The sequence below is a fragment of the Pseudomonas sp. DrBHI1 genome, from assembly GCF_002205115.1.
Classification (GTDB): Bacteria; Pseudomonadota; Gammaproteobacteria; order Pseudomonadales; family Pseudomonadaceae; genus Aquipseudomonas; species Aquipseudomonas mosselii.
Genome location: NZ_NIBE01000040.1, coordinates 53,860 through 75,089 on the forward strand (window position 1 = coordinate 53,860; position 21,230 = coordinate 75,089).

The following is a 21,230-nucleotide window of genomic DNA, read 5'->3' on the forward strand; positions in this document are numbered from 1 at the left end:
CGCTCCTACAAGGTATGGCGTACACCGTACCCTGTGGGAGCGGCCTTGCGTCGCGATGGGCCGCAACGCGGCCCCCAAAGCCATCATGCGTTAGCGAGCCATCGAATGCCCCACCCGCGTCCCTACAAAGTTGCACTCAACGGTTACGGCCGCATCGGCCGCTGTGTCCTACGCGCACTGTTCGAGCGGGGGGCGAAGGCCGGTTTCGAGATCGTCGCGCTGAACGACCTGGCCGACCAGGCCAGTCTGGAATACCTGACGCGCTTCGACTCCACCCACGGGCGTTTCCCCGGCGAGGTGAAGGTTGACGGCGACTGTCTGCATATCAACGGCGACTGCGTGAAAGTGCTGCGCAGCGCTACCCCGGAAGGCATCGACTGGGCCGCCCTGGACATTGACTTGGTGCTGGAATGCTCCGGCGCCTACCACACCCGTGCCGACGGCCAGCGCTTTCTCGATGCCGGCGCGCCACGGGTGCTGTTTTCCCAGCCCATGGCCAGCGAGGCGGACATCGACGCCACGGTGGTCTATGGGGTCAACCAGGATTGCCTGACCGGTAGCGAACTGCTGGTGTCCAACGCCTCCTGCACCACCAACTGCGGCGTGCCGCTGCTGCGCGTGCTGGACCAAGCCTTTGGCATCGAATACGTGCAGATCACCACCATCCACTCGGCGATGAACGATCAGCCGGTGATCGACGCCTACCACCACGAAGACCTGCGTCGCACCCGTTCGGCATTCCAGTCGGTGATTCCGGTGTCCACCGGCCTGGCCCGGGGTATCGAACGCCTGCTGCCGGAACTTGCCGGGCGAATCCAGGCCAAAGCGGTACGCGTGCCGACCGTCAACGTCTCGTGCCTGGACATCACCCTGCAGACTTCCCGCGATACCAGCGCCGAGGAAGTCAACCGGGTGCTGCGCGAGGCTGCCCTGGATGGCCCGCTGAAAGGCTTGCTGGCCTACACCGAGCTGCCCCACGCCAGCTGTGATTTCAACCATGACCCGCATTCGGCCATCGTCGATGCCAGCCAGACCCGCGTCTCAGGCCCTCGCCTGGTGAACCTGCTGGCCTGGTTCGACAACGAATGGGGGTTTGCCAACCGTATGCTCGACGTCGCCGAACACTATCTGCACGTCGTACACCCAACCCGCAGCAAACAGCCCTGAAGGACTGCATTCATGACCGTGTTGAAGATGACCGACCTCGACCTGCAAGGTAAGCGCGTACTGATTCGCGAAGACCTCAACGTCCCTGTGAAGGACGGTGTGGTAGCCAGCGACGCGCGTATCCTGGCAGCGCTGCCGACCATCAAGCTGGCCCTGGAGAAGGGCGCGGCGGTGATGGTCTGCTCGCACCTGGGCCGCCCGACCGAAGGTGAGTTCTCCGCCGAGAACAGCCTCAAGCCGGTTGCCGATTACCTGAGCAAGGCCCTGGGCCGCGACGTGCCGCTGGTCGCCGATTACCTCGACGGCGTTCAGGTGCAGGCCGGTGACCTGGTGCTGTTCGAAAACGTGCGCTTCAACAAGGGCGAGAAGAAGAACGCCGACGAGCTGGCGCAGAAATACGCCGCCCTGTGCGACGTGTTCGTGATGGACGCCTTCGGTACCGCCCACCGCGCCGAGGGTTCCACCCATGGCGTCGCCAAGTTCGCCAAGGTCGCCGCCGCAGGCCCCCTGCTGGCCGCCGAGCTGGATGCCCTGGGCAAGGCCCTGAAAGCTCCGGCCAAGCCGATGGCTGCCATCGTCGCCGGTTCCAAGGTGTCGACCAAGCTGGACGTGCTGAACAGCCTGAGCGCGGTCTGCGACCAGCTGATCGTCGGTGGCGGCATTGCCAACACCTTCCTTGCCGCCGCCGGTCACCCGGTCGGCAAGTCGCTGTACGAGCCTGACCTGGTCGAGACCGCCAAGGCCATCGCCGCCAAGGTCAGCGTACCGCTGCCAGTGGACGTGGTGGTCGCCAAGGAATTCGCCGAGAGCGCCGAAGCCACCGTCAAGGCGATCGCCGATGTGGCTGCCGACGACATGATCCTGGACATCGGTCCGAAGACCGCCGAGCAGTTCGCCGAATTGCTCAAGACCTCGAAGACTATCCTTTGGAACGGTCCGGTCGGTGTGTTCGAGTTCGACCAGTTCGGCAACGGCACCCAGGTCCTGGCCAAGGCCATCGCCGACAGCGCCGCGTTCTCCATCGCCGGTGGCGGTGACACCCTGGCGGCCATCGACAAGTATGGCGTGGGTGCCGATATCTCCTACATTTCCACCGGTGGCGGCGCGTTCCTCGAGTTCGTCGAGGGCAAGGTCCTGCCTGCCGTGGCAATCCTGGAAGAGCGGGCCAAGGCCTGAGCGTGAAGGCGCCTGGCAAAGGGAGCGACCTGATGGTCAAGCAATTGCCTGTGATGATCGTGGCCTTGTTGCTGAGCGCCTGTTCCAGCAACAAGGGCAGCGAGGCCGATCCGGCGCAGCCGCCCAAGGGTGGTTGCTACCAGTCCCAGTGGCAGGCGGAGACGGCACCGGTGATCAACAAGCGCTTGGGTCCGGACGGCCTGGAAAAGTACGACGACGAACACCAGCGCAAGGCCCCGGGCTGCCCTTGATCGGGTGGTTGGCAACCTGGCAAGGGTTTCGTGGTCTTGAATACCGGGGCTGCGGCGCAGCCCCCAGCGGAGTAGTTTGATGAAAGTGCTTCTGGCCGCACTGGCCTTGGCGATCCTGGCAGGCTGCTCGCTGCTGCAGCCGGCCCAAACGGCCCCGGCGGACAACTGGACCCGCTGGGTCTGCGACAGCCAGGCCGAAGTGCTGTGGCGCTTCGCCGACGCGCAGCAGGACACAGTCGATGTCCGTCTCGGCGGCGGCGACCAAGTCCATCGGCTCAAGGCCGAGCCGGGTGCCTCCGGCGCGCTGTACAGCGATGGCATGCTGGCCTTCCACACCAAAGGTGACGAAGGCCTGGTGTATTGGGTGGCGACCAACGATCTGATTGGGCGGGGCTGCAAGGCACCGTGACTGGCCGGGCCGTGTAGATGGCCCACACTACTTGAACAGCAACCGCCCCTGCGGCAGGCTTGCATGAAACAAACGACGCTTGTCGGGAGAGAGATACACAATGGCACTCATTAGCATGCGCCAGATGCTGGACCACGCCGCCGAGTTCGGCTACGGCGTTCCGGCTTTCAACGTCAACAACCTCGAGCAGATGCGCGCCATCATGGAAGCCGCAGACGCCACCGACTCTCCGGTCATCGTCCAGGCCTCGGCCGGCGCCCGCAAGTACGCGGGTGCCCCGTTCCTGCGTCACCTGATCCTGGCCGCCATCGAAGAGTTCCCGCACATCCCGGTGTGCATGCACCAGGATCACGGCACCAGCCCAGACGTGTGCCAGCGCTCGATCCAGCTGGGCTTCAGCTCGGTGATGATGGACGGCTCGCTGAAGGAAGACGGCAAGACCCCGTCCGACTACGACTACAACGTCCGCGTCACCCAGCAGACCGTGGCGTTCGCCCACGCCTGCGGTGTGTCGGTGGAAGGTGAGCTGGGCTGCCTGGGCAGCCTGGAAACCGGTCAGGCCGGCGAGGAAGACGGCGTCGGCGCAGAAGGCATTCTGGACCACAGCCAGATGCTGACCGACCCGGAAGAGGCCGCCGACTTCGTCAAGAAGACCCAGGTCGATGCCCTGGCCATCGCCATCGGTACCAGCCACGGCGCCTACAAGTTCACCAAGCCACCCACCGGTGACATCCTGGCGATCGACCGCATCAAGGAAATCCACAAGCGCATCCCCAACACCCACTTGGTGATGCACGGTTCCTCGTCGGTACCGCAGGAATGGCTGAAGATCATCAACGAGTTCGGTGGTGATATCAAAGAGACCTACGGCGTACCGGTCGAGGAAATCGTCGAAGGCATCAAGTACGGCGTGCGCAAGGTCAACATCGATACCGACCTGCGTCTGGCGTCCACCGGTGCCATCCGTCGCTACATGGCTGCGCACCCAAGCGAGTTCGACCCACGCAAGTTCTTCGCCGAGACCGTGAAGGCCATGCGTGACGTGTGCATCGCCCGCTACGAAGCCTTCGGCACCGCCGGCAATGCTTCGAAGATCAAGCCGATCACCCTCGAAGGCATGTTCCAGCGTTATGCCAAAGGTGAACTGGCGGCCAAGATCAACTGATCCGGCACCGTTCAACGAAGGAGCCCGCAGCGATGCGGGCTTTTTTGTGCCCGTATGTCGACTGCCCACCGCTTATACCGTTAGTCGGCTAACATCGGTTCAGATGGCTTACGGCCATCTGCCTGCATTGCGTCTTCGGGGGCCGAGTCTAGAGTAATAATCGGATCCAATCACAAGTCGCAGTTGGACTTACCAAGAGAAGCAGCATGGATGGCGCTTATTCACAATCACCGGAAAGCAGCTCGGTGCTGCTGGTCGTAGACGACTACCCGGAAAACCTCATCAGCATGCGGGCCTTGCTGTCCCGCCAGGATTGGCAGGTACTGACCGCCAGTTCAGGGATGGAAGCCCTGAGCACCCTGCTCGAACACGAAGTCGACCTGGTCCTGCTCGACGTGCAGATGCCCGAAATGGACGGCTTCGAGGTGGCCCGCCTGATGCGCGGCAGCCAACGCACGCGGCTAACCCCGATCATCTTCCTCACCGCCAATGAACAGTCCGAGGCGGCGGTGCTCAAAGGCTATGCCAGCGGTGCTGTGGACTACCTGTTCAAACCCTTCGACCCGCAGATTCTCAAGCCCAAGGTCCAGGCCCAGCTGGAGCAGCAGCGCAACCGGCGCATGCTGCAACGCCTGACCCGCGAACTGGAATCGGCGCGGGCCTTCAATGCCTCGATCCTGGAGAACGCCGCCGAGGGCATTCTGGTGGTGGACGAGTCGGGCTGCATCGGCTTCGCCAACCCGGCCGTCTCGCGCCTGCTCGATACCCCGGTGGACAAGTTGCAGGGCGCGCACATGCTGGACCTGATCCAGCTGCCCTGCGCCAACTTGTGGCACGAGTCGGACTTCTACCAGGCCTACCTGGGCCGGCAGATCTTCCGCGTGCACGACGCCCAGCTGCGTACACTCGCAGGCCAGTTGGTGCCGGTGGCGCTGTCCTGCGCGCCGCTGCCCGCCGAACAGAAGGCCATGGTGGTGACGGTGCTGGACATGTCCGTGGTGCGCAACCTGCACCAGCAGCTCGAATACCAGGCGGTCACCGACCCGCTGACCGGGCTGCTCAACCGCCGCGGGTTCTACCAGGCCGCCGAGAGCGCGCTGCTGCGCAACGAGCGCTCGGACAAGGCCAAGGCCTTGATGTACATGGACCTGGATGGCTTCAAGCGGATCAACGACCTGCTCGGCCATGAGGCCGGCGACAAGGTCCTGCGCTGGGTGGCCGATCAGCTCAAGGAGTGCCTGGGCAGCGAGGCGCTGTTGGCCAGGATGGGCGGTGACGAGTTCACCGCGTTGTTCGACGGACTGCCATACCCCGAGCAGGCCGGACGCTATGCCGAGAAGCTGCTGGAGCGGATGTCGAGCTTCCAGCAGGTGGATGGCCTGGAGGTCAACCTGGGGGTGAGCATCGGCATCGCCACCTACCCGGACTGCGGCGCCAACGTGGAAGGCCTGCTGCGGGCGGCCGATGCCGCAATGTATGCGGCCAAGCAGGCCGGGCGCCAGCAGTACCGTTTCTACGACCAGGAACTCAATGGTCGCGCCCGTTCACGACTGATGCTTGAGGACAGCGTGCGCACGGCCATCGAGCAGAACGACTTCAGCCTGGTCTACCAGCCCCAGGTGGCGTTCGCCGACGGTCGGCTGCGCGGCTTCGAGGCGCTGTTGCGTTGGAAGCACCCGAGTGTCGGTGATGTGCCCCCCGGGCTGTTCATTCCCTTGTTGGAAGAGGCGCGGCTGATCAACCGCCTGGCCAGCTGGATCTATCGCAAGGGCGCCGCGCAGCGCAATGCCTGGAGCGAGCGCTTCGGTTCGCAGCTGGTGCTGGGCATCAGCCTGAGCCGCGCCCAGTTCACCATGCCTGGATTGGTCGATGAACTGGCCCAGGTGATCGACAAGCACCAACTGCAGCCCGATCAGCTGGAGGTGGAGGTGGCCGAGACGTCGCTGATGTACAACATCGACGCGGCGGTGAAGCAGGTGCACCGCCTGCGCGAGCTGGGTATTCGCGTGGCACTGGACGACTTCGGTGCCGGCGATTGCTCGTTGCGCATGCTGCGCGACCTGCCCATCGACACCCTCAAACTTGACCGCCACCTGGTTGCGCGGCTGCCGGACTCGGCGGCGGACATCGCGCTGGTGCGCAGCGTCATTGGCCTGTGCGCGGCCTACGACATCACGGTGATCGCCGAGGGCGTGGAGACCAAGACCCAGGCCGAATGGCTCAAGGATGCCGGCTGCGCCTACGTGCAGGGGTTCCTGGTCGCCCGTCCACTGACCGCCAGCGATGCCGGCAACTTCCCGGTGGTTTTCCCATGGGCGTCGTGATTGGCTAAACTCGCGTCTTCCCGTTCCGAACGCCTGCCATGACCGCCTTACGCTACCTGCAAGCCTACCCGCCGCACCTGCAGGAACAGGTGCGCCAGATGATCGCCAGCGATCGCCTGGGCGACTACCTGCGCCAGCGCTACCCCGAGCGCCATGACGTGCAGAGTGACAAGGCACTGTACGGCTATGCCCAGGAAATCAAGCAGCAGTACCTGCGCAGTGCGCCGCCGCTGGACAAGGTGCTGTTCGACAACCGCCTGGACCTCACCCACCGGGCGCTGGGCCTGAACACGGCGGTGTCGAGGGTGCAGGGCGGCAAGCTCAAGGCGAAGAAGGAAATCCGCGTCGCCTCGCTGTTTCGCGAGGCGGCGCCGCAGTTTTTGCGCATGATCGTGGTGCATGAGCTGGCGCACCTGAGAGAACGCGACCACAACAAGGCCTTCTACCAGCTCTGCCAGCACATGGAGCCGGACTACCATCAACTGGAATTCGACCTGCGCGTCTACCTGACCTATCGGGAGCTGCCGGGCAACACCTGAGGGACAAGCACCCCATGACCACGGAAGTGAGCAAGACCCGCAGCAGCTTCTACCGCCGCCTCTACGTGGCCTGGCTGATCGACAGCCAGACCGCCACCAGCGTGCCGGCGCTGATGGAGGCCACCGGCATGCCGCGGCGTACCGCCCAGGACACCATCGCCGCCCTGGCCGACCTGGATATCGTCTGCGAGTTCGAGCAGCAGGCCGGCGCGCGCAACCATGCCGGGCATTACCGCATCCGCGACTGGGGGGCGATCGACAAGCAGTGGATCATCCAGCACCTGCGCCAGCTGCGCGAAGTGTTGGGTTATCCCTGAAAGGGCTCCCCGTGGGAGCGGGCTTGTCCCGCGATGGTGCGCGCAGAGCTCCCGGCAATCTCAGCCTTTACGCATGCCGATGTGCGGAATATCGTCCTCGAGGTATTCTTCGCCGACCGCTTCGAAACCATGGCGAGCGTAGAACCCCTGCAAATGCGCCTGGGCCGACAGATAGATCGATACGCCAGGCCAGCAATGGCCGGCAGCTTCCAGTCCCTTCAGCAGTAGTGGGTGGCCCAGCTTCATATCGCGCGCCTCGGGGGACGTCACCACCCGGCCAATGACGACTTCGCCGTCCTGCGATTGCGGATCGAGCAAGCGCAGGTACGCCACCAGCCGCTCACCGTCCCAGCCCATCAGGTGCAATGTGTCGCCATACAGGTCGAGCCCGTCGACTTCCTGGTAGGCACAACGCTGCTCGACCACGAACACTTCGGTGCGCAGTTGCAGGATGGCGTAGAGTTGTTCCTTGGCAAGGTCGCCATGGTGCTTGCAGATCCACTCGATGGACATGGATGGGTACTCCTTCGGTTGACCGTCGATCATCGCAAATCCTGCTGGGTTCGACGAGATCGAATGACGGTACCTGGCACTCGGCCAAAATAGAGGCTAAATGACACTATCGCCCGCTGTCGCCAGGATGCGGCTTGTGTAATCTGGACCTCTGTTGCTAGTTGAGACCGCCGTCACCAGCGTGAGCCCCCAACTGCGAAAGGAATTGAGCATGCGGCCACTGCTTTGCGTTCTTGGTTTACTCGGGCTGTTGTGCGCGGGGCCTGCCCTGGCCCAAGGCAAGCTGCGGCTGGTGGCCGACAGCTGGCCGCCGTTTACCGACACCAGCATGCCCGGTGGCGGCCTGGCCACCAGCATCGTCACCACGGCGCTGACCCGCGCCGGCTACGCCATCGAGTTCGAGGAGGTGCCTTGGGCCAGGGCGCTGATGGGCGTGGGCGAGGGGCGCTACGATGTGCTGATCAACGCTTGGTATAACGACGAGCGAACCCTGATCGGCCAGTTCTCGGGCGCCTACCTGGTCAACCGCATCCGCCTGCTCAAGCGTGAGGGCGAAGCGTTCTCCTATGCACGCCAGTCTGACCTTTATCCCTACACCATCGCCGTGGTGCGCGATTACGCCTACTCCCCAGAATTCGACAGCGACGAGCGCCTGAACAAGGTGCCGGTGCGCAGCTTCTCGTCCGCGGTGCGCATGCTGGCGGCCGGCCGGGTCAACCTGGCAGTGGAGGACGAGTACGTCGCGCGTTACAACCTGCAGCGCGAGCCGCAGCCGGTGCGGGAGGGGGTGGCGTTCGTCGACCCGCCGCTGAGCGAGAACAGTCTGCACATCCTGGTCAGCCTCAAGCACCCGGAGCATCAGAAGATTGTCGCCCGCTTCGAGAAGGCGATCGCCACGATGAAGGCCGACGGCAGCTACGACCGGCTGCTGCGCCAGCATGGGTTCTGATCGCGGGGCGATCAGGCGGGTTCGCCTTCCTTGATCAAATGCCCTGCGAGTGTCCGTAACGGTCCCAGTTGTCGGCAGATCAGCGCCAGTTGCGTCTGTACCAGCCGCTGATGCTCGTCCAGCTCCTCCGGCATCTGCTCCAGCGCGTTGGCCAGGGCTTCCTCGGCGTCGCTGTGGATTGCCACCGGCAACCGCGCCGCCAAGCCATTGGCGATTTCGTCGAGGCTGCTGGCCAGGCTCCGCCCGGCGCCATCGATCAACTGCTCGTGGACCTCGGTCGGCAGCACCGTGTCGCGGTGCGCGCCCAGCCCCGAGAGGTAGCTGAGCAAGGTGTGTGACAGCACCAGGAAGCGGAAGCCGACATCGGCTTCCTTACGGAAGTGCCCCGGCTCCATCAGCATGTTGGCCAAGGTGGTGGACAATGCCGCGTCGGCGTTGTGCGCGTTGCGCCGGGCCAGGCGGTAGGCCAGGTCGTCGCGCTTGCCATGGGCATACTGCTGCATGATCTGGCGCAGGTATTCGCTGGCGCAGGCCAGGGTGTTGGCCAGCACCTTGTTCAGCCGCCGGCCCTGCCAGTCAGGCAGGAACAGGAACACCGCGAGAATGGCGATCAGGCTGCCCACCAGGGTATCGAACAGGCGCGGCAGGAACAGGCCGTAGCCATCGCCGATCTGGTTGAAGCAGAACAGCACCATCAGGGTGATCGCCGCCGTGGCCAGGGTGTAGCGGGTGGTGCGGTTGACGAAGAAAACCACCCCGGCGACCACCGCGAACAGCGACTGGATGATCGGGTTGGGGAACAGGTCGAACAGCGCCCAGCCCACGGTCAGGCCGATGGCGGTGCCGAAGATCCGCTGCACCAGCTTGCGCCGGGTCGCGCCATAGTTGGGCTGGCAGACGAACAGGGTGGTGAGGATGATCCAGTAACCCTGGGTCGGGTGGATCAGGTGCACCATGCCATAGCCCACCGACAGCGCCAGCGACAGGCGCAGGGCGTGGCGGAACAGCAGCGAGGTCGGCGTCAGCTGGGTGCGCAAGCGTTTCCACACATCCTTGAGGTTGCGGGGCGAGCGGTCGAGCAGGCTGCTGTCGCTGGCGTCGGCCAGGCTGTCCGGGTTGCTCGCGGCGCTGAGCAGCCGATCCAGGGTGGCCAGGTTGGCGGCCAGTGCCCGCAGCGAGCGCAGCAGGCCGCGCCAGGCCGGGTTGCTCTGGATGCGCAGGTGCTCGAGCGAAGCATTGAGGTCTTCCAGGGCCTCGGGGTAGCCACTGGCGAGCACGAAGGGCTGGCGCAGGCGAATCGAGCGGGCCAGCTCCTGGCAGGAAGAACCCTGTTTGCGCAGCAGGCGCTGGCAGCGGAACATCACATCGCTGTGGAAGAAGGCGTCCGTCAACGCGTTGTAGGGGTAGTGCGAGGCACTGACCCGCTCATGGATGTCCTGGGCCAGGAAGTACAGCTTGAGGTAGCGGCTGACCTTGGAGTTCGGCTGGCTGTTGCCGACCCGGTGCAGGATGATTTCCTTGGCCGCGTTGAGCGCCGCCACAACCTTGCCATTCTGCTTGGCCAGCTCCAGGCGCGTGGCCTCGACGTCGAGTGTGCGCACCGGCTCGAACAGGCTGGCCTTGAGCTTGAGGTAGGTGCCCAGCTCGAAGAACAGCTTGGCCAGGCTCTGCTGCACCGGCTGGTTGGAGAACAGCGCCTGCCACAGCACCGACAGCAGGCCATACCAGGCCGCGCCCGCGACCAGCAGCAACGGCTCGTGCCAAAAGTCGCTGACTTCGCCGCCGCGCTGGTCGACGCCGATCATGGTGTAGACCGAAAGGATCAGCGTGGCCGAGGCGATCGCCCCGTAGCGTTCGCCCAAGGCCCCGAGCATGGTCAGGGAAAACGCCGCCAGGGCCAGGGCGACGGCGAAGATCCAGGGGTAGGGGAACAGCAGCTCGACCGACAGCGCGGCGATGGCGAAACAGCCAAGGGTCACCAGCAGGGCGCTGAGCCGGCCCTGCCAGCCATCGTCGGTTTCGGCCAGGGCACTGGCGATGATGCCGAGGAACAGCGGGATGAGCAGGCTCATCTCGTTCTGGTACCAGCACCAGGCCATGCTACCGGTGAGGGCGATGGTCACGCGGATGGCGTAGCTGAACTTGTCTTGGCCCCACAGGCGACGCAATGAATGGCGGAACGAGCTCGATGACATGATGGCCCTGGGCTGAGATCGGTTGAGTAGCGTCGAGGCTGTCTTGGGGCCGCGCAGCAGCTCCCAAAAATGGCGCTCCAGCACAGACCAGCAAGAAGCGTTCCGTGCTGCTGAATGGATTCTACTCTACACGAACTGCGCCGCCGCGTTGGCCGAAGCCCAGGCCCACTGGAAGTTGAAACCACCCAGGTGCCCGCTCACGTCCAGCACCTCGCCGATGAAGTACAGCCCAGGGCTCTTCAGCGATTCCATGGTCTTGGACGACACCTCGCGGGTATCGACTCCGCCCAAGGTCACCTCGGCGGTGCGATAGCCCTCGGTGCCGGCCGGGATCACTTGCCAGGCCGACAGTTTCTCGGCGATCTGGGTCAATTCTGCCGGCGTGTACTGTTTCAAGGGTTTCGAAACGAACCACTGCTCGGCCAGCAGGTTGGCCAGCTTGCGGGTGAACACCTCGCCCAGCACTGTCTTCAGCTCGCTGTTGGAGCGCTCGACTTGCTGGCCCTGCAGCCACTCCAACGCGTCGCGATCAGGCAGCAGGTTGATCTGCACCGTGTCGCCGGCTTCCCAGAACGACGAGATCTGCAGGATCGCCGGGCCGCTCAGGCCGCGGTGAGTGAACAACAGATTCTCGCGGAAGCTCATGCCATTGCAGCTCGCGACGCAGTCCAGCGAGGTGCCCGACAACTCGGTGCACAGTGCCTTGAGCTGGGGCTCGGTGATGGTGAACGGCACCAGGCCGGCGCGGGTCGGCAACAATTCATGGCCGAACTGGCGGGCGACCTGGTAGCCAAAGCCGGTAGCGCCCAAGGTCGGGATCGACAGGCCGCCGGTGGCGATCACCAGCGACTGGCAGGCGAACGGACCGGCGCTGGTCTGCAGGGTGTAGCCGCCTTCGGTCTTGTCGATGCGCTCGATGCTGGTGTTCATGCGCAGTTCGGCGCCGGCCTCGTCACACTCGGCCAGGAGCATGTCGAGGATGTCGCTGGACTTGTTGTCGCAGAACAGCTGGCCGAGCTTCTTCTCGTGGTACGCCACGCCGTGCTTGCATACCAGCTCGATGAAGTCCCACTGGGTGTAGCGGGCCAGTGCCGACTTGCAGAAGTGCGGGTTGTGCGAGAGGAAGTTGGCGGGCTCGGTGTACATGTTGGTGAAGTTGCAACGCCCGCCGCCGGACATGAGGATCTTCTTGCCCGGCTTGTTGGCGTGGTCGAGCAGCAGCACCCGGCGCCCGCGGCGGGCGCTGAGCTGGGCGCACATCAGGCCGGCGGCGCCGGCGCCGAGGATGATCACGTCGGTGGAGTGCACGAAATTACCTCTTCAAGAACTGGGGCCGCAAAGCGGCCCCAAAAAGTCTTCAGACGATACGGACTTTCAGGGCGCGACCCTTGATCTTGCCGCTGTTCAGCCGCTGCATGGCCTGCTTGGCCACCGCCCGCTCCACCGCCACGAACGCCACGAAGTCGAAGATGGCGATCTTGCCCACCTGCTTGCCCGGCAACCCGGCATCGCCGGTCAGCGCGCCGAGGATGTCGCCCGGGCGCAGCTTGTCCTTGCGTCCGGCACCAATGCACAGGGTGGTCATCGCCGGCAGCAGCGGCTCGCCGCCCTTGCTCTTGAGGTTGTCCAGCTGTTCCCAGCGCAGCGGCTTGTTCTGCAGGTCCTCGATGGCCTGGGCGCGGTGGCCTTCGGCCGGGGCCACCAGGCTGATCGCCACGCCTTTCTCACCGGCGCGGCCGGTACGGCCGACGCGGTGCACGTGGATCTCGGCGTCACGGGCCAGCTCGACGTTGATCACCAGGTCCAGGCCGTCGATGTCCAGGCCGCGAGCGGCCACGTCGGTGGCCACCAGCACCGAGCTGCTGCGGTTGGCGAACATCGTCAGCACCTGGTCGCGGTCGCGCTGCTCCAGGTCGCCGTGCAGTGCTTGGGCGACGATACCCTTGGCGGTCAGGTGGGTGACCAGGTCCTCGCACTGCTGCTTGGTGAAGCAGAACGCCACGCAGGACTGCGGGCGGTAGTGGCCGAGCACGCGGGTGACCGCTTCCAGGCGCTGCTGTGGGTCGATCTCGATGAAGCGCTGTTCGATCTGGCTGTCGCTGTGCAGGGCCTCGACCTTGACCTGTTGCGGCTGGCGCATGAAGTCCTTGGCCAACTGCTCGATACCGGTCGGGTAGGTGGCGGAGAACAGCAGGGTCTGGCGGCGCGACGGGGTCTTGCGGATGATGCTGGCGATGGCGTCGAAGAAGCCCATGTCGAGCATGCGGTCGGCTTCGTCCAGGACCAGGGTGTTGAGGCCGTCGAGCACCAGGGTGCCTTTGTCCAGGTGCTGCTGGATGCGCCCCGGGGTGCCGACGATGATGTGCGCGCCGTGTTCCAGCGAGGCGATCTGCGGGCCGAGCGAGACGCCGCCGCACAGGGTGAGGATCTTGATGTTGTCCTCGGCGCGGGCCAGGCGGCGCAGTTCCTTGGCCACCTGGTCGGCCAGCTCCCGGGTCGGGCACAGCACCAGAGCCTGGCAGCCGAAGTAGCGCGGGTTGATCGGGTTGAGCAGGCCGATGCCGAAGGCGGCGGTCTTGCCGCTACCGGTCTTGGCCTGGGCGATCAGGTCCTGGCCCTTGAGGATGACCGGCAGGCTCTGGGCCTGGATTGGTGTCATCGAGGCGTAGCCCAGGGCGTCCAGGTTGGCCAGCATGGCGGCGGACAGCGGTAGGGTGGCAAAAGCGGTGGTTTCAACGGTCACGAGGCGGGCCTGCGGCTGGAGCGAAAAATGTCGCACAGTCTACCAGCCTCATGGCCATTCGCCCTACGACTCGACGTGCTCTTCCGGACGACGAGCGCGCCTTCCGTCTGTCGGTGCCAGTTGCAGGAAGATCGCCGCCGCCAGCATGGCCATCACGCCGATGGTGACGAAGGTCAGCTGGAAGGCGCCCAAGGTGCTCTGCACGCCATCGCCGCTGCCGGCTGCGGTGAAGCCGCCGAGCAAGGCACCGGCGCAGGCCACGCCCAGGCTCAGCGACAGTTGCGCGACCACTGACAGCAGGCTGTTGCCGCTGCTGGCGCTGGCATCGTCGAGGTCGATCAGGGTCACCGTGTTCATCGCTGTGAACTGCATCGAGTTGACCGCCCCCAGCAGCGCCAGTTGCACCAGTAGCACGGCATAGGGTGTCTGCTCGTCGACCAGCCCCAGGCTGGCCAGGAGCAGGCCCAGCAGCAGGGTGTTGCCGGTCAGCACGATGCGGTAGCCCAGGCGCTCGATCAGCGGCCGGGCGATGGACTTGGCGAGCATCGCCGCCGCCGCCAGCGGGATCATGCTCATGCCGGCCTGGGCCGGCGAATAGCCCAGCGCCACTTGCAACAGCAAGGGCACGAGGAAGGGCAAGGCGCCGCTGCCCAGGCGGGCGAACAGGTTGCCGAGGATACCGATGGCGAAGGTCCGTACGCGGAACAGCGAGGGCGAGAACAGAGGTTCCGGGTCACGCCCGGCGCGCAACCAGTAGGCGGCCAGGCATGCCATGCCGGCGAACAACAACAGCATCACTCGCAGGTGCGGCAGGTGCAGTTCGCCCAGGCCTTCCATGGCAATGGTGATCAGCACCATTGCCGCGCCGAACAGCAAAAAACCTGGGGTATCGAAACGTGTGCGTTCAGCCCCGCGCAGGTCGGGGATGAACTTCCACACCGCATAGCAGCCCAGTGCGCCCACCGGCAGGTTGAGCAGGAAGATCCAGTGCCAGGTCAGGATCTCCACCAGCCAGCCACCCAGGGTCGGACCCAGCAGCGGGCCGAGCAGGCCGGGGATGGTAATGAAGCTCATGATCCGCACCAGCTCCGAGCGTGGGTAGGCACGCAGCACCACCAGGCGCCCGACCGGCAGCATCAACGCGCCGCCCAGGCCTTGGATGACCCGGGCCAGGGTCAGGAACGCCAGGCTGTTGGCCATGGCGCACAAGAGCGAACCGAAGCTGAACAGCAGGATGGCGCTGAAGAAGATGCGCTTGGTGCCGAAACGGTCGGCGATCCAGCCCGAGGCCGGGATCAGCAGAGCCACGGTGAGCATGTAGGCAATGATCACCCCCTGCATGCGCAGCGGGTCCTCGGCCAGCGAGCGGGCCATGGCCGGCAGCGCGGTGTTGAGAATGGTGCCGTCGAGCGACTGCATGAAGAAGGCGATGGCCACCACCCAGGGGATCCAGCGGGCGGTGACAGGGTCCAGTGGTGCGCGTTCGGGCATGGGTTACCTCAATGTCCTGTGTTGCCTGGGCCGACCTCGTCGCCGGCAAGCCGCCTTCCACAGGGGCACCGCATGCCGGTCATGGTGGAAGCTGGCTTGCCAGCGATGAGGCCGATCCTGCCGATCACAATGTCAGGGTCAGCCCTTTGACCAACGCCCCCGGCAGATGACTCGATCCGGTGCTGCGTTGCCCATAGGTGCTGGTCGAGAGGATCATCTCGCGCTCCTGGGTCAGGTCTTCGAGTTGGCTACCCAGCAGGTTGTACAGGCTGTCGTCGAAGCGCATGGTGCTCACTGGCCCCTGGATCTGCCCGTTCTCCACCCAGAAAGTGGCGAAGCGGGTCAGCCCGGTCATGCGTGCCGCAGGCAGGTCCGAATAGTTCAGGTACCACAGGTTACTGATGTACAGCCCGGTGCCCAGACGCTCCAGAATCTTTTCGCCAGGCAGGTTGCCCGGCGCCAGGCTCAGCGCGCACGGCGACTCGTGGCTGTCTGCGCCATTGGCCTGCTGGGCGAACTCGGCGGCGCTTCGGGCGCTTACCAGCCGCTCCAGCGCACGGCCTTCGCCGATCAACAGCAGGTCGCGACGGGGCGAGCCCTCGTCGGAGAACGCTGGGCTCAGCGAGCCGCTGACCTGCTCGCTGAAGCTCACTCCTGGGCTCAGTTGCGCGTCGCCGTTGTACAGGCGCTGCAGTGGGCTGTTGCCCGTGGCCAGGGCCTGGGCGGAGAAACCGCCCCAGCACAGCATCCCGGCGATCTCGTCCATTGCCGCCGGCGCCAGGTAGGCTCGGTAGCTGCCGGGCTTGAGGGTGATGGCCGGGCGTCCCAGGTACGCCAGCTGTTCGCGGGCCTGACGCAGGCGCGCGGCGAAGGCCTCGCCGCTCCAGGTCTGCCCGGCATAGTTGGCCTTGACTGCCTGGCCGTTGGCGTGGAACAGGCTCCAGTCGACGTTGAAACTATTGGCCTGGTGCCAGCCGAAGGCCCCGAAGGAACTGGCGAAACCCCGGCAGATGGGGCCGGCGGCATAGATGCCGACCAGGTCCAGATCACCGGCTTCGCGCTCGATGAGGGCCAGCACTGCGTCCAGCTCGGGCAATGGCTGTTCCAGCAGGCTATGGCTGTGCCAGGCGCTGTCGTCGAGGTTCAGGTAGGGATCCACCGCCAGCAATGGCAAGGTCTGGCGCAACTGCGCCAGGGCGTCGTGCAGACGCCGTTGGTCGAGGTCGGGATCGTCGCCCAGGGTGATCTGCTGTTCGGCCTGACGCCCTTCGCGCACCAACCGCAGGTGCACGCTGGCCTGGCTGACCAGTCCGGCCTGGCGCACCTTGGCATGGTTGAAGCGCACGAACTGCGAATGCTCGGCGCTGTAGCCGAGGGTGAACTGCTCGCCCGGTTGCACGGCGGCGTTCAGGCTGTCGAGCAGGTTTTCGAAGCGTTGCTGGTACAGGGTGCTCATCAGGCGTCTCCCCCGAATACGTCGATCTGGCGGAACACGCAGGCGGGCGATGCGTGACCGACCCGCACCACCTGGTTAGGCTCGCCCTTGCCGCAGTTGGGCGTGCCGAGCACCTGGTAGGTGCTGCTGTCGCCCACGGCCGAGAGGTTGCGCCAGAAGTCGGCGGAGATGCCCCGGTAGTTTGGGTTCTTCACCACGCCCTTGAGCTTGCCGTTTTCGATCAACTGCCCCCACTCGCAGCCGAACTGGAATTTATTGCGCGCATCGTCGATGGACCAGGAGCGGTTGGTACGCATCAGGATGCCGTGCTCGATGCCGCTGACCAGTTGCTCAAGCGACTGGTCGCCCGGCTCGATGTTGAGGTTGGCCATGCGGTCGATCGGCGCGCGGTTCCAGCCGCAGGCTCGGCTGTTGGCCACGCCATCCAGGCCCGAGCGCAGTTGCGAAAGAGCGCCGCCCAGGGGGCGAACCAGCAGGCCATCGCGGATCAGGAACTGCTTGCTGGCCGGGGTGCCGTCGTCATCGAAGCTGTAGCTGGCCAGCTCCTCGCGAAGGGTTGGGTCAAAGGTTACGTTGAGCAGCTTCGAGCCGTATTGCAGATGGCCGAAGTCTTCGGCTTTGACGAAGCTGGTGCCAGCGTAGTTGCGCTCATCGCCGAGGATCCGGTCCAGCTCCAGCGGGTGGCCGATGGATTCGTGGATCTGCAGCATCATCTGGTCGGGCATCAGCAGCAGGTCGCGCCGGCCGCTTGGGGTATTCGGTGCCAGCAGCAGTTGCAGCGCCTCGTCGGCCACCCGGCGGGCAGCGCCGACCAGGCCGCAGCGCTCGATCACCTCGAAGCCGCCCTGTTGGCCGAAGTTCTCCCGGCCCAGGCTGCGGCTCTGGCTGTCCTGGCCGTCGCTGGCGGTGACACCCAGGCCCGGGTAGACGAAGCGCTGGGCATGGCGCAGCTCGGCGCCGGCGGAGTTCAGGTAGGTCTGCTCGACCACACTGATGCCCAGGCTGGCCTGCCAGTCCACCAGGCGTTCGTCCATGGGCACGCTGGCCGATTCGGCGGCCAGCAGGTCCAGGCATTCGGCGAGGTTGGGCAGGGGCTGTTCGAAATTGGGCGAGACATGGTCGTGGCGTCCGTCCGGGGCTGGCTGGCCGCTCAGGTCGAGCAGGCTGCTGGCCTTGATCCGTCGGGCCAGCGCCTCGGCGTGCTCCAGGGCACGTTGCAGCCCAGCCTGGGACAGGTCGGCGGTGGCCGCGTAGGCCTCGACGCCCTCCACCCGCACGGTGAGCATGGCGCCTTCATCCTGGCTGAAGAAGGGCGGCTCGGCGACGTTGCGCCGAACCGACAGTGACTGGTGCGATTGCTTCACATGGCGAAGCGAGAACAGTTCGGCCGTGCTGCGCAGCGCGGCAAAACGCTGGCGCAGCAGGGTGCTGGAGTCGAACATGGAAATCTCCGTGTGTGCGGTGGCTCCCCCTAGGCTTTATACGAAAAGTGCCTGCGCGTCGATCATGCTGCGTTGAAAACAGGCTCGGAATGCTCATTTGCAACCAGCAAACTCCGCTTCCTCGCCTGTTTTCGCCTTGCCTGATCGCCGCTCGGCGACTTTTCGTACAAAGCCTAGAACCACCCCTCTTGCATGCCCAGGCACGTATCGTCGCGGGCCTCGAGCAAAGCGAGGTCATTATGGCAGCCCGGCACTTCCCAGGTGAGGAAATAACGCGCGGCCTGGAGTTTGCCCAGGTAGAAGTCGCGATCGCTGCCCTTGAGGAGGCCGACCTCGGCATGAATGGCCTGCTCCAGCCAGCGCCAGCCGATCACGCAGTGGCCGAACACCTTGAGGTACAGCGCCGAGTTGGCCAGCGCGCCGGCGACCTTGCCGCTGGCCAGGTCGCCGAGCAGGGCGAGGGTCACGCTCTGCAGGCGGTTGACCAGGTGCTCCAGGGGCTGGCGCAACGGATCGAGGTTCGGGTGATGGCTGGCGCGCTCGCAGGTGCCGGCGATCAGGCGGATCAGCTGCTTGAGCCCCGCGCCGTTGTTCTGCGCCAGCTTGCGCCCGAGCAGGTCGAGGGACTGGATGCCCTCGGTGCCTTCGTGGATCGGGTTGAGGCGATTGTCGCGGTAGTACTGCTCGACTGGGTACTCGCGGGTGTAGCCGTGGCCGCCGAGGATCTGGATCGCCAGCTCGTTGGCTTTCAGGCAGAACGCCGAGGGCCAGGACTTGACGATGGGCGTGAGCAGATCGAGCAGTTCCAGGGCTTGCCGGCGAGCCTCGGCATCCGCGGCGGTGTGGGTGTCATCGAACAGCCGGGCCGCGTACAGGCCCAGGTCGAAAGCACCCTCCACGTAGGCCTTCTGCGCCAGCAACATGCGCTTCACATCGCTGTGCTCGATGATCGATACGGCGGGGCTGTTCGGGTCCTTGTTGTCTGGAAGGCGGCCCTGTGGACGTTGGCGGGCGTAGTCCAGGGAATACAGGTAGCCGGCGTAGCCCAGCATCACCGCGCCCATGCCGACGCCGATGCGCGCCTCGTTCATCATCTGGAACATGCAGGCCAGGCCCTGGTGCGGCTGGCCCACCAGATAGCCGACGCACTGGCCGTTGTCCCCGAAGTTCAGCGCGGTGGAGGTGGTGCCGCGCCAGCCCATCTTGTGGAACAGCCCGGCCAGCAGCACGTCGTTGCGCGGCCCCAGGCTGCCGTCGGCGTTGACCAGGTACTTGGGCACAATGAACAGCGAGATGCCCTTCACCCCGGGCGGTGCGTCCGGCAGCTTGGCCAGGACCATGTGCACGATGTTCTCCGACAGTTCGTGGTCACCGCCGGAGATGAAGATCTTGTTGCCCTTGAGCCGGTAGGTGCCGTCGTCTGCGGGTTCGGCGCGGGTGCGAATATCGGCCAGGGACGAGCCGGCGTGGGGTTCGGTCAGGGCCATGGTGCCGTAGTAACGGCCCTCGATCATCGGTTGCAGGAACAAGCGTCTCTGTTCGTCGCTGCCGAAGCTCTCGATCAGGTTGGCCGCGCCCATGGTCAGGAACGGGTAGGCCGTGGTGCCGGCGTTGGCGGCCTGGAAGTGGGCGAAGCAGGCTTGCGATACCAGGCTGGGCAACTGCATGCCGCCGACTTCGAAGTCGCGGTTGGCGTTGAGGAAGCCCGCTTCGAGGAAGGCGTCGACCGCAGGCTTCACCTCCGGGATCAGCTCGGCACGGCCTTCCACGTAGCGCGGCTCGTGTTCATCGCCCTTGCGGTTGTGCGAGGCGAAGTACTTCTCGGCGATGGTGCGGGCGGTGGTCAGCGCCGCGTCAAAGGTCTCGCGGCTGTGCTCGGCGAAGCGCGGGCGCTGGGTCAGGGCCTCGGCGTCGAGGACTTCGTAGAGCTCGAAGGCGAGGTTGCGGTTGCTGAGGAGTTGCTCGGACATGGCGGCATTCCTGGTTCGGGATGCAGCGAGTCTAGGCAAGGTGATAGGGCAGGGGACAGGTTAATTGGTTTGGGTGATATGGGGGCAGAAGTTGCCATCACCCAGGTCTCCTTGGGTTGCGCCGGGCGCTATGGATATGGGTGTTACCCGTCGCAAAGCCTTGTCACGCAATTGCGCTTATATCGATATCGATATAGTTTTATCTTTACCGCTCATGGAGAGCTTACGCCTCCGGTATGGGCAAGCCAGGCGAGTGCATTGGCGGGAGCGTGCAGGATGCATGACGGGCAAAAGCCAATCGAATGGTTGGGTAGCAGCAAGCAGGACCTGCGGGACTTTCCGGTTGTGGCAAGGCAGCGGGCCGGGTATCAGCTGGAGCTGATCCAGGACGGTGAAGCTCCCTTCGACTGGAAACCAATGGAAAGCGTTGGGCCTGGGACGCGGGAAATCCGCATCAAGTGTCGGGACGGGGCGTTTCGGGTGTTCTATGTCGTGAGTCGACCAGAAGCGGTTTATGTCCTGCACGCGTTTCGCAAGACGACCGAGAAGACGGAAAAGCGCGATATCGATCTGGCGAGAGCGCGATACAAATTGTTGGGCGCCTGCTGAGCTGGAGTCGACAGTGTTTGAACGAGATGGATGCACAGAGGGATTTGCGATGACAAACGAACGCTCCACTTCGGTATGGGATGCGCTGTTCGACTCACCCGCAGAGGCCGAGAACCTGCGGCTTCGGGCGAAGCTGATGCGGGTATTGACCAGGATTGTCCAATCCTGGGATCTGCCGCAGAAAGACGCAGCACGGCGACTGCATCTGACTCAGCCACGTTTGAGTGACTTGCTCAACGGCAAGATAGACAAGTTCTCGCTGGATGCTCTGGTGAATATCCTGGCGAACGCCGATCTGGAAGTCGATTTTACGGTGAAAAAGAAATCTGCGTGATGGTTGCTTCGCTTTAGTTGCGCTGGCTTTTCCTGATTAGGTGAGGGCTGCCAGGTTGAGAAATCTCGGCAAGACAGTTGCTCCCACAAAAAGGAAGTGTCAGATTTTTTGTGTGCGGGCCGGTAACGGCCTGCCGTCAGGCAGGCCCTGACTTTCACCAGGTCGGCCTGATGAACCGAT

Annotated in this window: 19 protein-coding genes; 11 read left to right on the top strand and 8 right to left on the bottom strand. The window is 64.7% G+C overall.

Going from position 1 to position 21,230, the window contains the following annotated elements:
- The first annotated feature begins 105 nt into the window (after window positions 1-105).
- The 8 genes from epd (at window position 106) to CC207_RS06630 (ending at window position 7,348) form a co-directional block, all read left to right on the top strand.
- Window positions 106-1,167, top strand: coding sequence for an erythrose-4-phosphate dehydrogenase (gene epd / locus CC207_RS06595; protein WP_028688324.1), 1,062 nt, complete (start codon window positions 106-108; stop codon window positions 1,165-1,167).
- A 12-nt stretch (window positions 1,168-1,179) separates the two neighbouring features.
- Window positions 1,180-2,343, top strand: coding sequence for a phosphoglycerate kinase (locus tag CC207_RS06600; RefSeq protein WP_028688323.1), 1,164 nt, complete (start codon window positions 1,180-1,182; stop codon window positions 2,341-2,343).
- A 32-nt stretch (window positions 2,344-2,375) separates the two neighbouring features.
- Entirely contained in the window at window positions 2,376-2,594 is a 219-nt protein-coding gene (locus CC207_RS06605) for a hypothetical protein (protein ID WP_088851770.1), read from the top strand.
- Between the two features lie 79 nt (window positions 2,595-2,673).
- Window positions 2,674-3,003 carry an MliC family protein gene (locus CC207_RS06610; protein WP_028688321.1) on the top strand — a complete coding sequence of 110 codons (330 nt, stop codon included), beginning with the start codon at window positions 2,674-2,676 and terminating at the stop codon, window positions 3,001-3,003.
- A 100-nt stretch (window positions 3,004-3,103) separates the two neighbouring features.
- On the top strand, window positions 3,104-4,168 hold the full coding sequence (gene fba, locus CC207_RS06615) for a class II fructose-bisphosphate aldolase (RefSeq protein WP_028688320.1): 1,065 nt from the start codon (window positions 3,104-3,106) through the stop codon (window positions 4,166-4,168).
- Between the two features lie 206 nt (window positions 4,169-4,374).
- Window positions 4,375-6,492 carry a bifunctional diguanylate cyclase/phosphodiesterase gene (locus CC207_RS06620; RefSeq protein ID WP_088851764.1) on the top strand — a complete coding sequence of 706 codons (2,118 nt, stop codon included), beginning with the start codon at window positions 4,375-4,377 and terminating at the stop codon, window positions 6,490-6,492.
- A 38-nt stretch (window positions 6,493-6,530) separates the two neighbouring features.
- The gene (locus tag CC207_RS06625; protein WP_023631708.1) at window positions 6,531-7,031 is read left to right on the top strand and encodes a M48 family metallopeptidase; all 501 of its coding nucleotides are present in this window, start codon (window positions 6,531-6,533) and stop codon (window positions 7,029-7,031) included.
- Between the two features lie 14 nt (window positions 7,032-7,045).
- Entirely contained in the window at window positions 7,046-7,348 is a 303-nt protein-coding gene (locus CC207_RS06630) for a helix-turn-helix domain-containing protein (RefSeq protein ID WP_028688318.1), read from the top strand.
- Between the two features lie 60 nt (window positions 7,349-7,408).
- Here the strand turns inward: CC207_RS06630 and CC207_RS06635 are convergent, their stop codons facing one another.
- A complete protein-coding gene (locus CC207_RS06635; RefSeq protein ID WP_088851765.1) occupies window positions 7,409-7,861 on the bottom strand; it encodes a GNAT family N-acetyltransferase in 453 nt (150 codons plus the stop codon).
- Window positions 7,862-8,072: 211 nt separating this feature from the next.
- Between CC207_RS06635 and CC207_RS06640 the strand changes: the two genes are divergently transcribed.
- Window positions 8,073-8,810 carry an ABC transporter substrate-binding protein gene (locus CC207_RS06640; RefSeq protein WP_028688316.1) on the top strand — a complete coding sequence of 246 codons (738 nt, stop codon included), beginning with the start codon at window positions 8,073-8,075 and terminating at the stop codon, window positions 8,808-8,810.
- Window positions 8,811-8,821: 11 nt separating this feature from the next.
- On the opposite strand, the gene yccS is transcribed toward CC207_RS06640, so the two are convergent.
- From yccS to CC207_RS06675, 7 genes are all read right to left on the bottom strand, one after another.
- A complete protein-coding gene (yccS, locus tag CC207_RS06645; protein WP_028688315.1) occupies window positions 8,822-11,005 on the bottom strand; it encodes a YccS family putative transporter in 2,184 nt (727 codons plus the stop codon).
- 126 nt (window positions 11,006-11,131) lie between these two features.
- Window positions 11,132-12,313: an NAD(P)/FAD-dependent oxidoreductase gene (locus CC207_RS06650; RefSeq protein ID WP_028688314.1), complete on the bottom strand. Its 1,182-nt coding sequence runs from the start codon at window positions 12,311-12,313 to the stop codon at window positions 11,132-11,134.
- 49 nt (window positions 12,314-12,362) lie between these two features.
- Window positions 12,363-13,700 (bottom strand): ATP-dependent RNA helicase DbpA, encoded by a 1,338-nt coding sequence (gene dbpA / locus CC207_RS06655; RefSeq protein ID WP_232108831.1) that lies wholly within the window; start codon window positions 13,698-13,700, stop codon window positions 12,363-12,365.
- Window positions 13,701-13,811: 111 nt separating this feature from the next.
- Window positions 13,812-15,239 (bottom strand): multidrug transporter subunit MdtD, encoded by a 1,428-nt coding sequence (gene mdtD / locus CC207_RS06660; RefSeq protein ID WP_028688312.1) that lies wholly within the window; start codon window positions 15,237-15,239, stop codon window positions 13,812-13,814.
- Between the two features lie 124 nt (window positions 15,240-15,363).
- Window positions 15,364-16,695 (bottom strand): TldD/PmbA family protein, encoded by a 1,332-nt coding sequence (locus CC207_RS06665; protein ID WP_069016026.1) that lies wholly within the window; start codon window positions 16,693-16,695, stop codon window positions 15,364-15,366.
- Window positions 16,695-18,137, bottom strand: coding sequence for a TldD/PmbA family protein (locus CC207_RS06670; RefSeq protein WP_028688310.1), 1,443 nt, complete (start codon window positions 18,135-18,137; stop codon window positions 16,695-16,697). Before CC207_RS06670 ends, CC207_RS06665 begins: the two co-directional genes overlap by 1 nt.
- A gap of 173 nt (window positions 18,138-18,310) precedes the next feature.
- The gene (locus CC207_RS06675) at window positions 18,311-20,107 is read right to left on the bottom strand and encodes an acyl-CoA dehydrogenase (RefSeq protein WP_062360187.1); all 1,797 of its coding nucleotides are present in this window, start codon (window positions 20,105-20,107) and stop codon (window positions 18,311-18,313) included.
- A gap of 276 nt (window positions 20,108-20,383) precedes the next feature.
- Here CC207_RS06675 and CC207_RS06680 point away from each other — a divergent pair, with 276 nt between their 5' ends.
- Both CC207_RS06680 and CC207_RS06685 read left to right on the top strand, forming a co-directional pair.
- Window positions 20,384-20,716, top strand: a complete 333-nt coding sequence (locus tag CC207_RS06680; RefSeq protein ID WP_028688309.1) for a type II toxin-antitoxin system RelE/ParE family toxin — start codon at window positions 20,384-20,386, stop codon at window positions 20,714-20,716.
- A 49-nt stretch (window positions 20,717-20,765) separates the two neighbouring features.
- A complete protein-coding gene (locus CC207_RS06685) occupies window positions 20,766-21,050 on the top strand; it encodes a helix-turn-helix domain-containing protein (RefSeq protein WP_028688308.1) in 285 nt (94 codons plus the stop codon).
- Window positions 21,051-21,230: the final 180 nt, after the last annotated feature.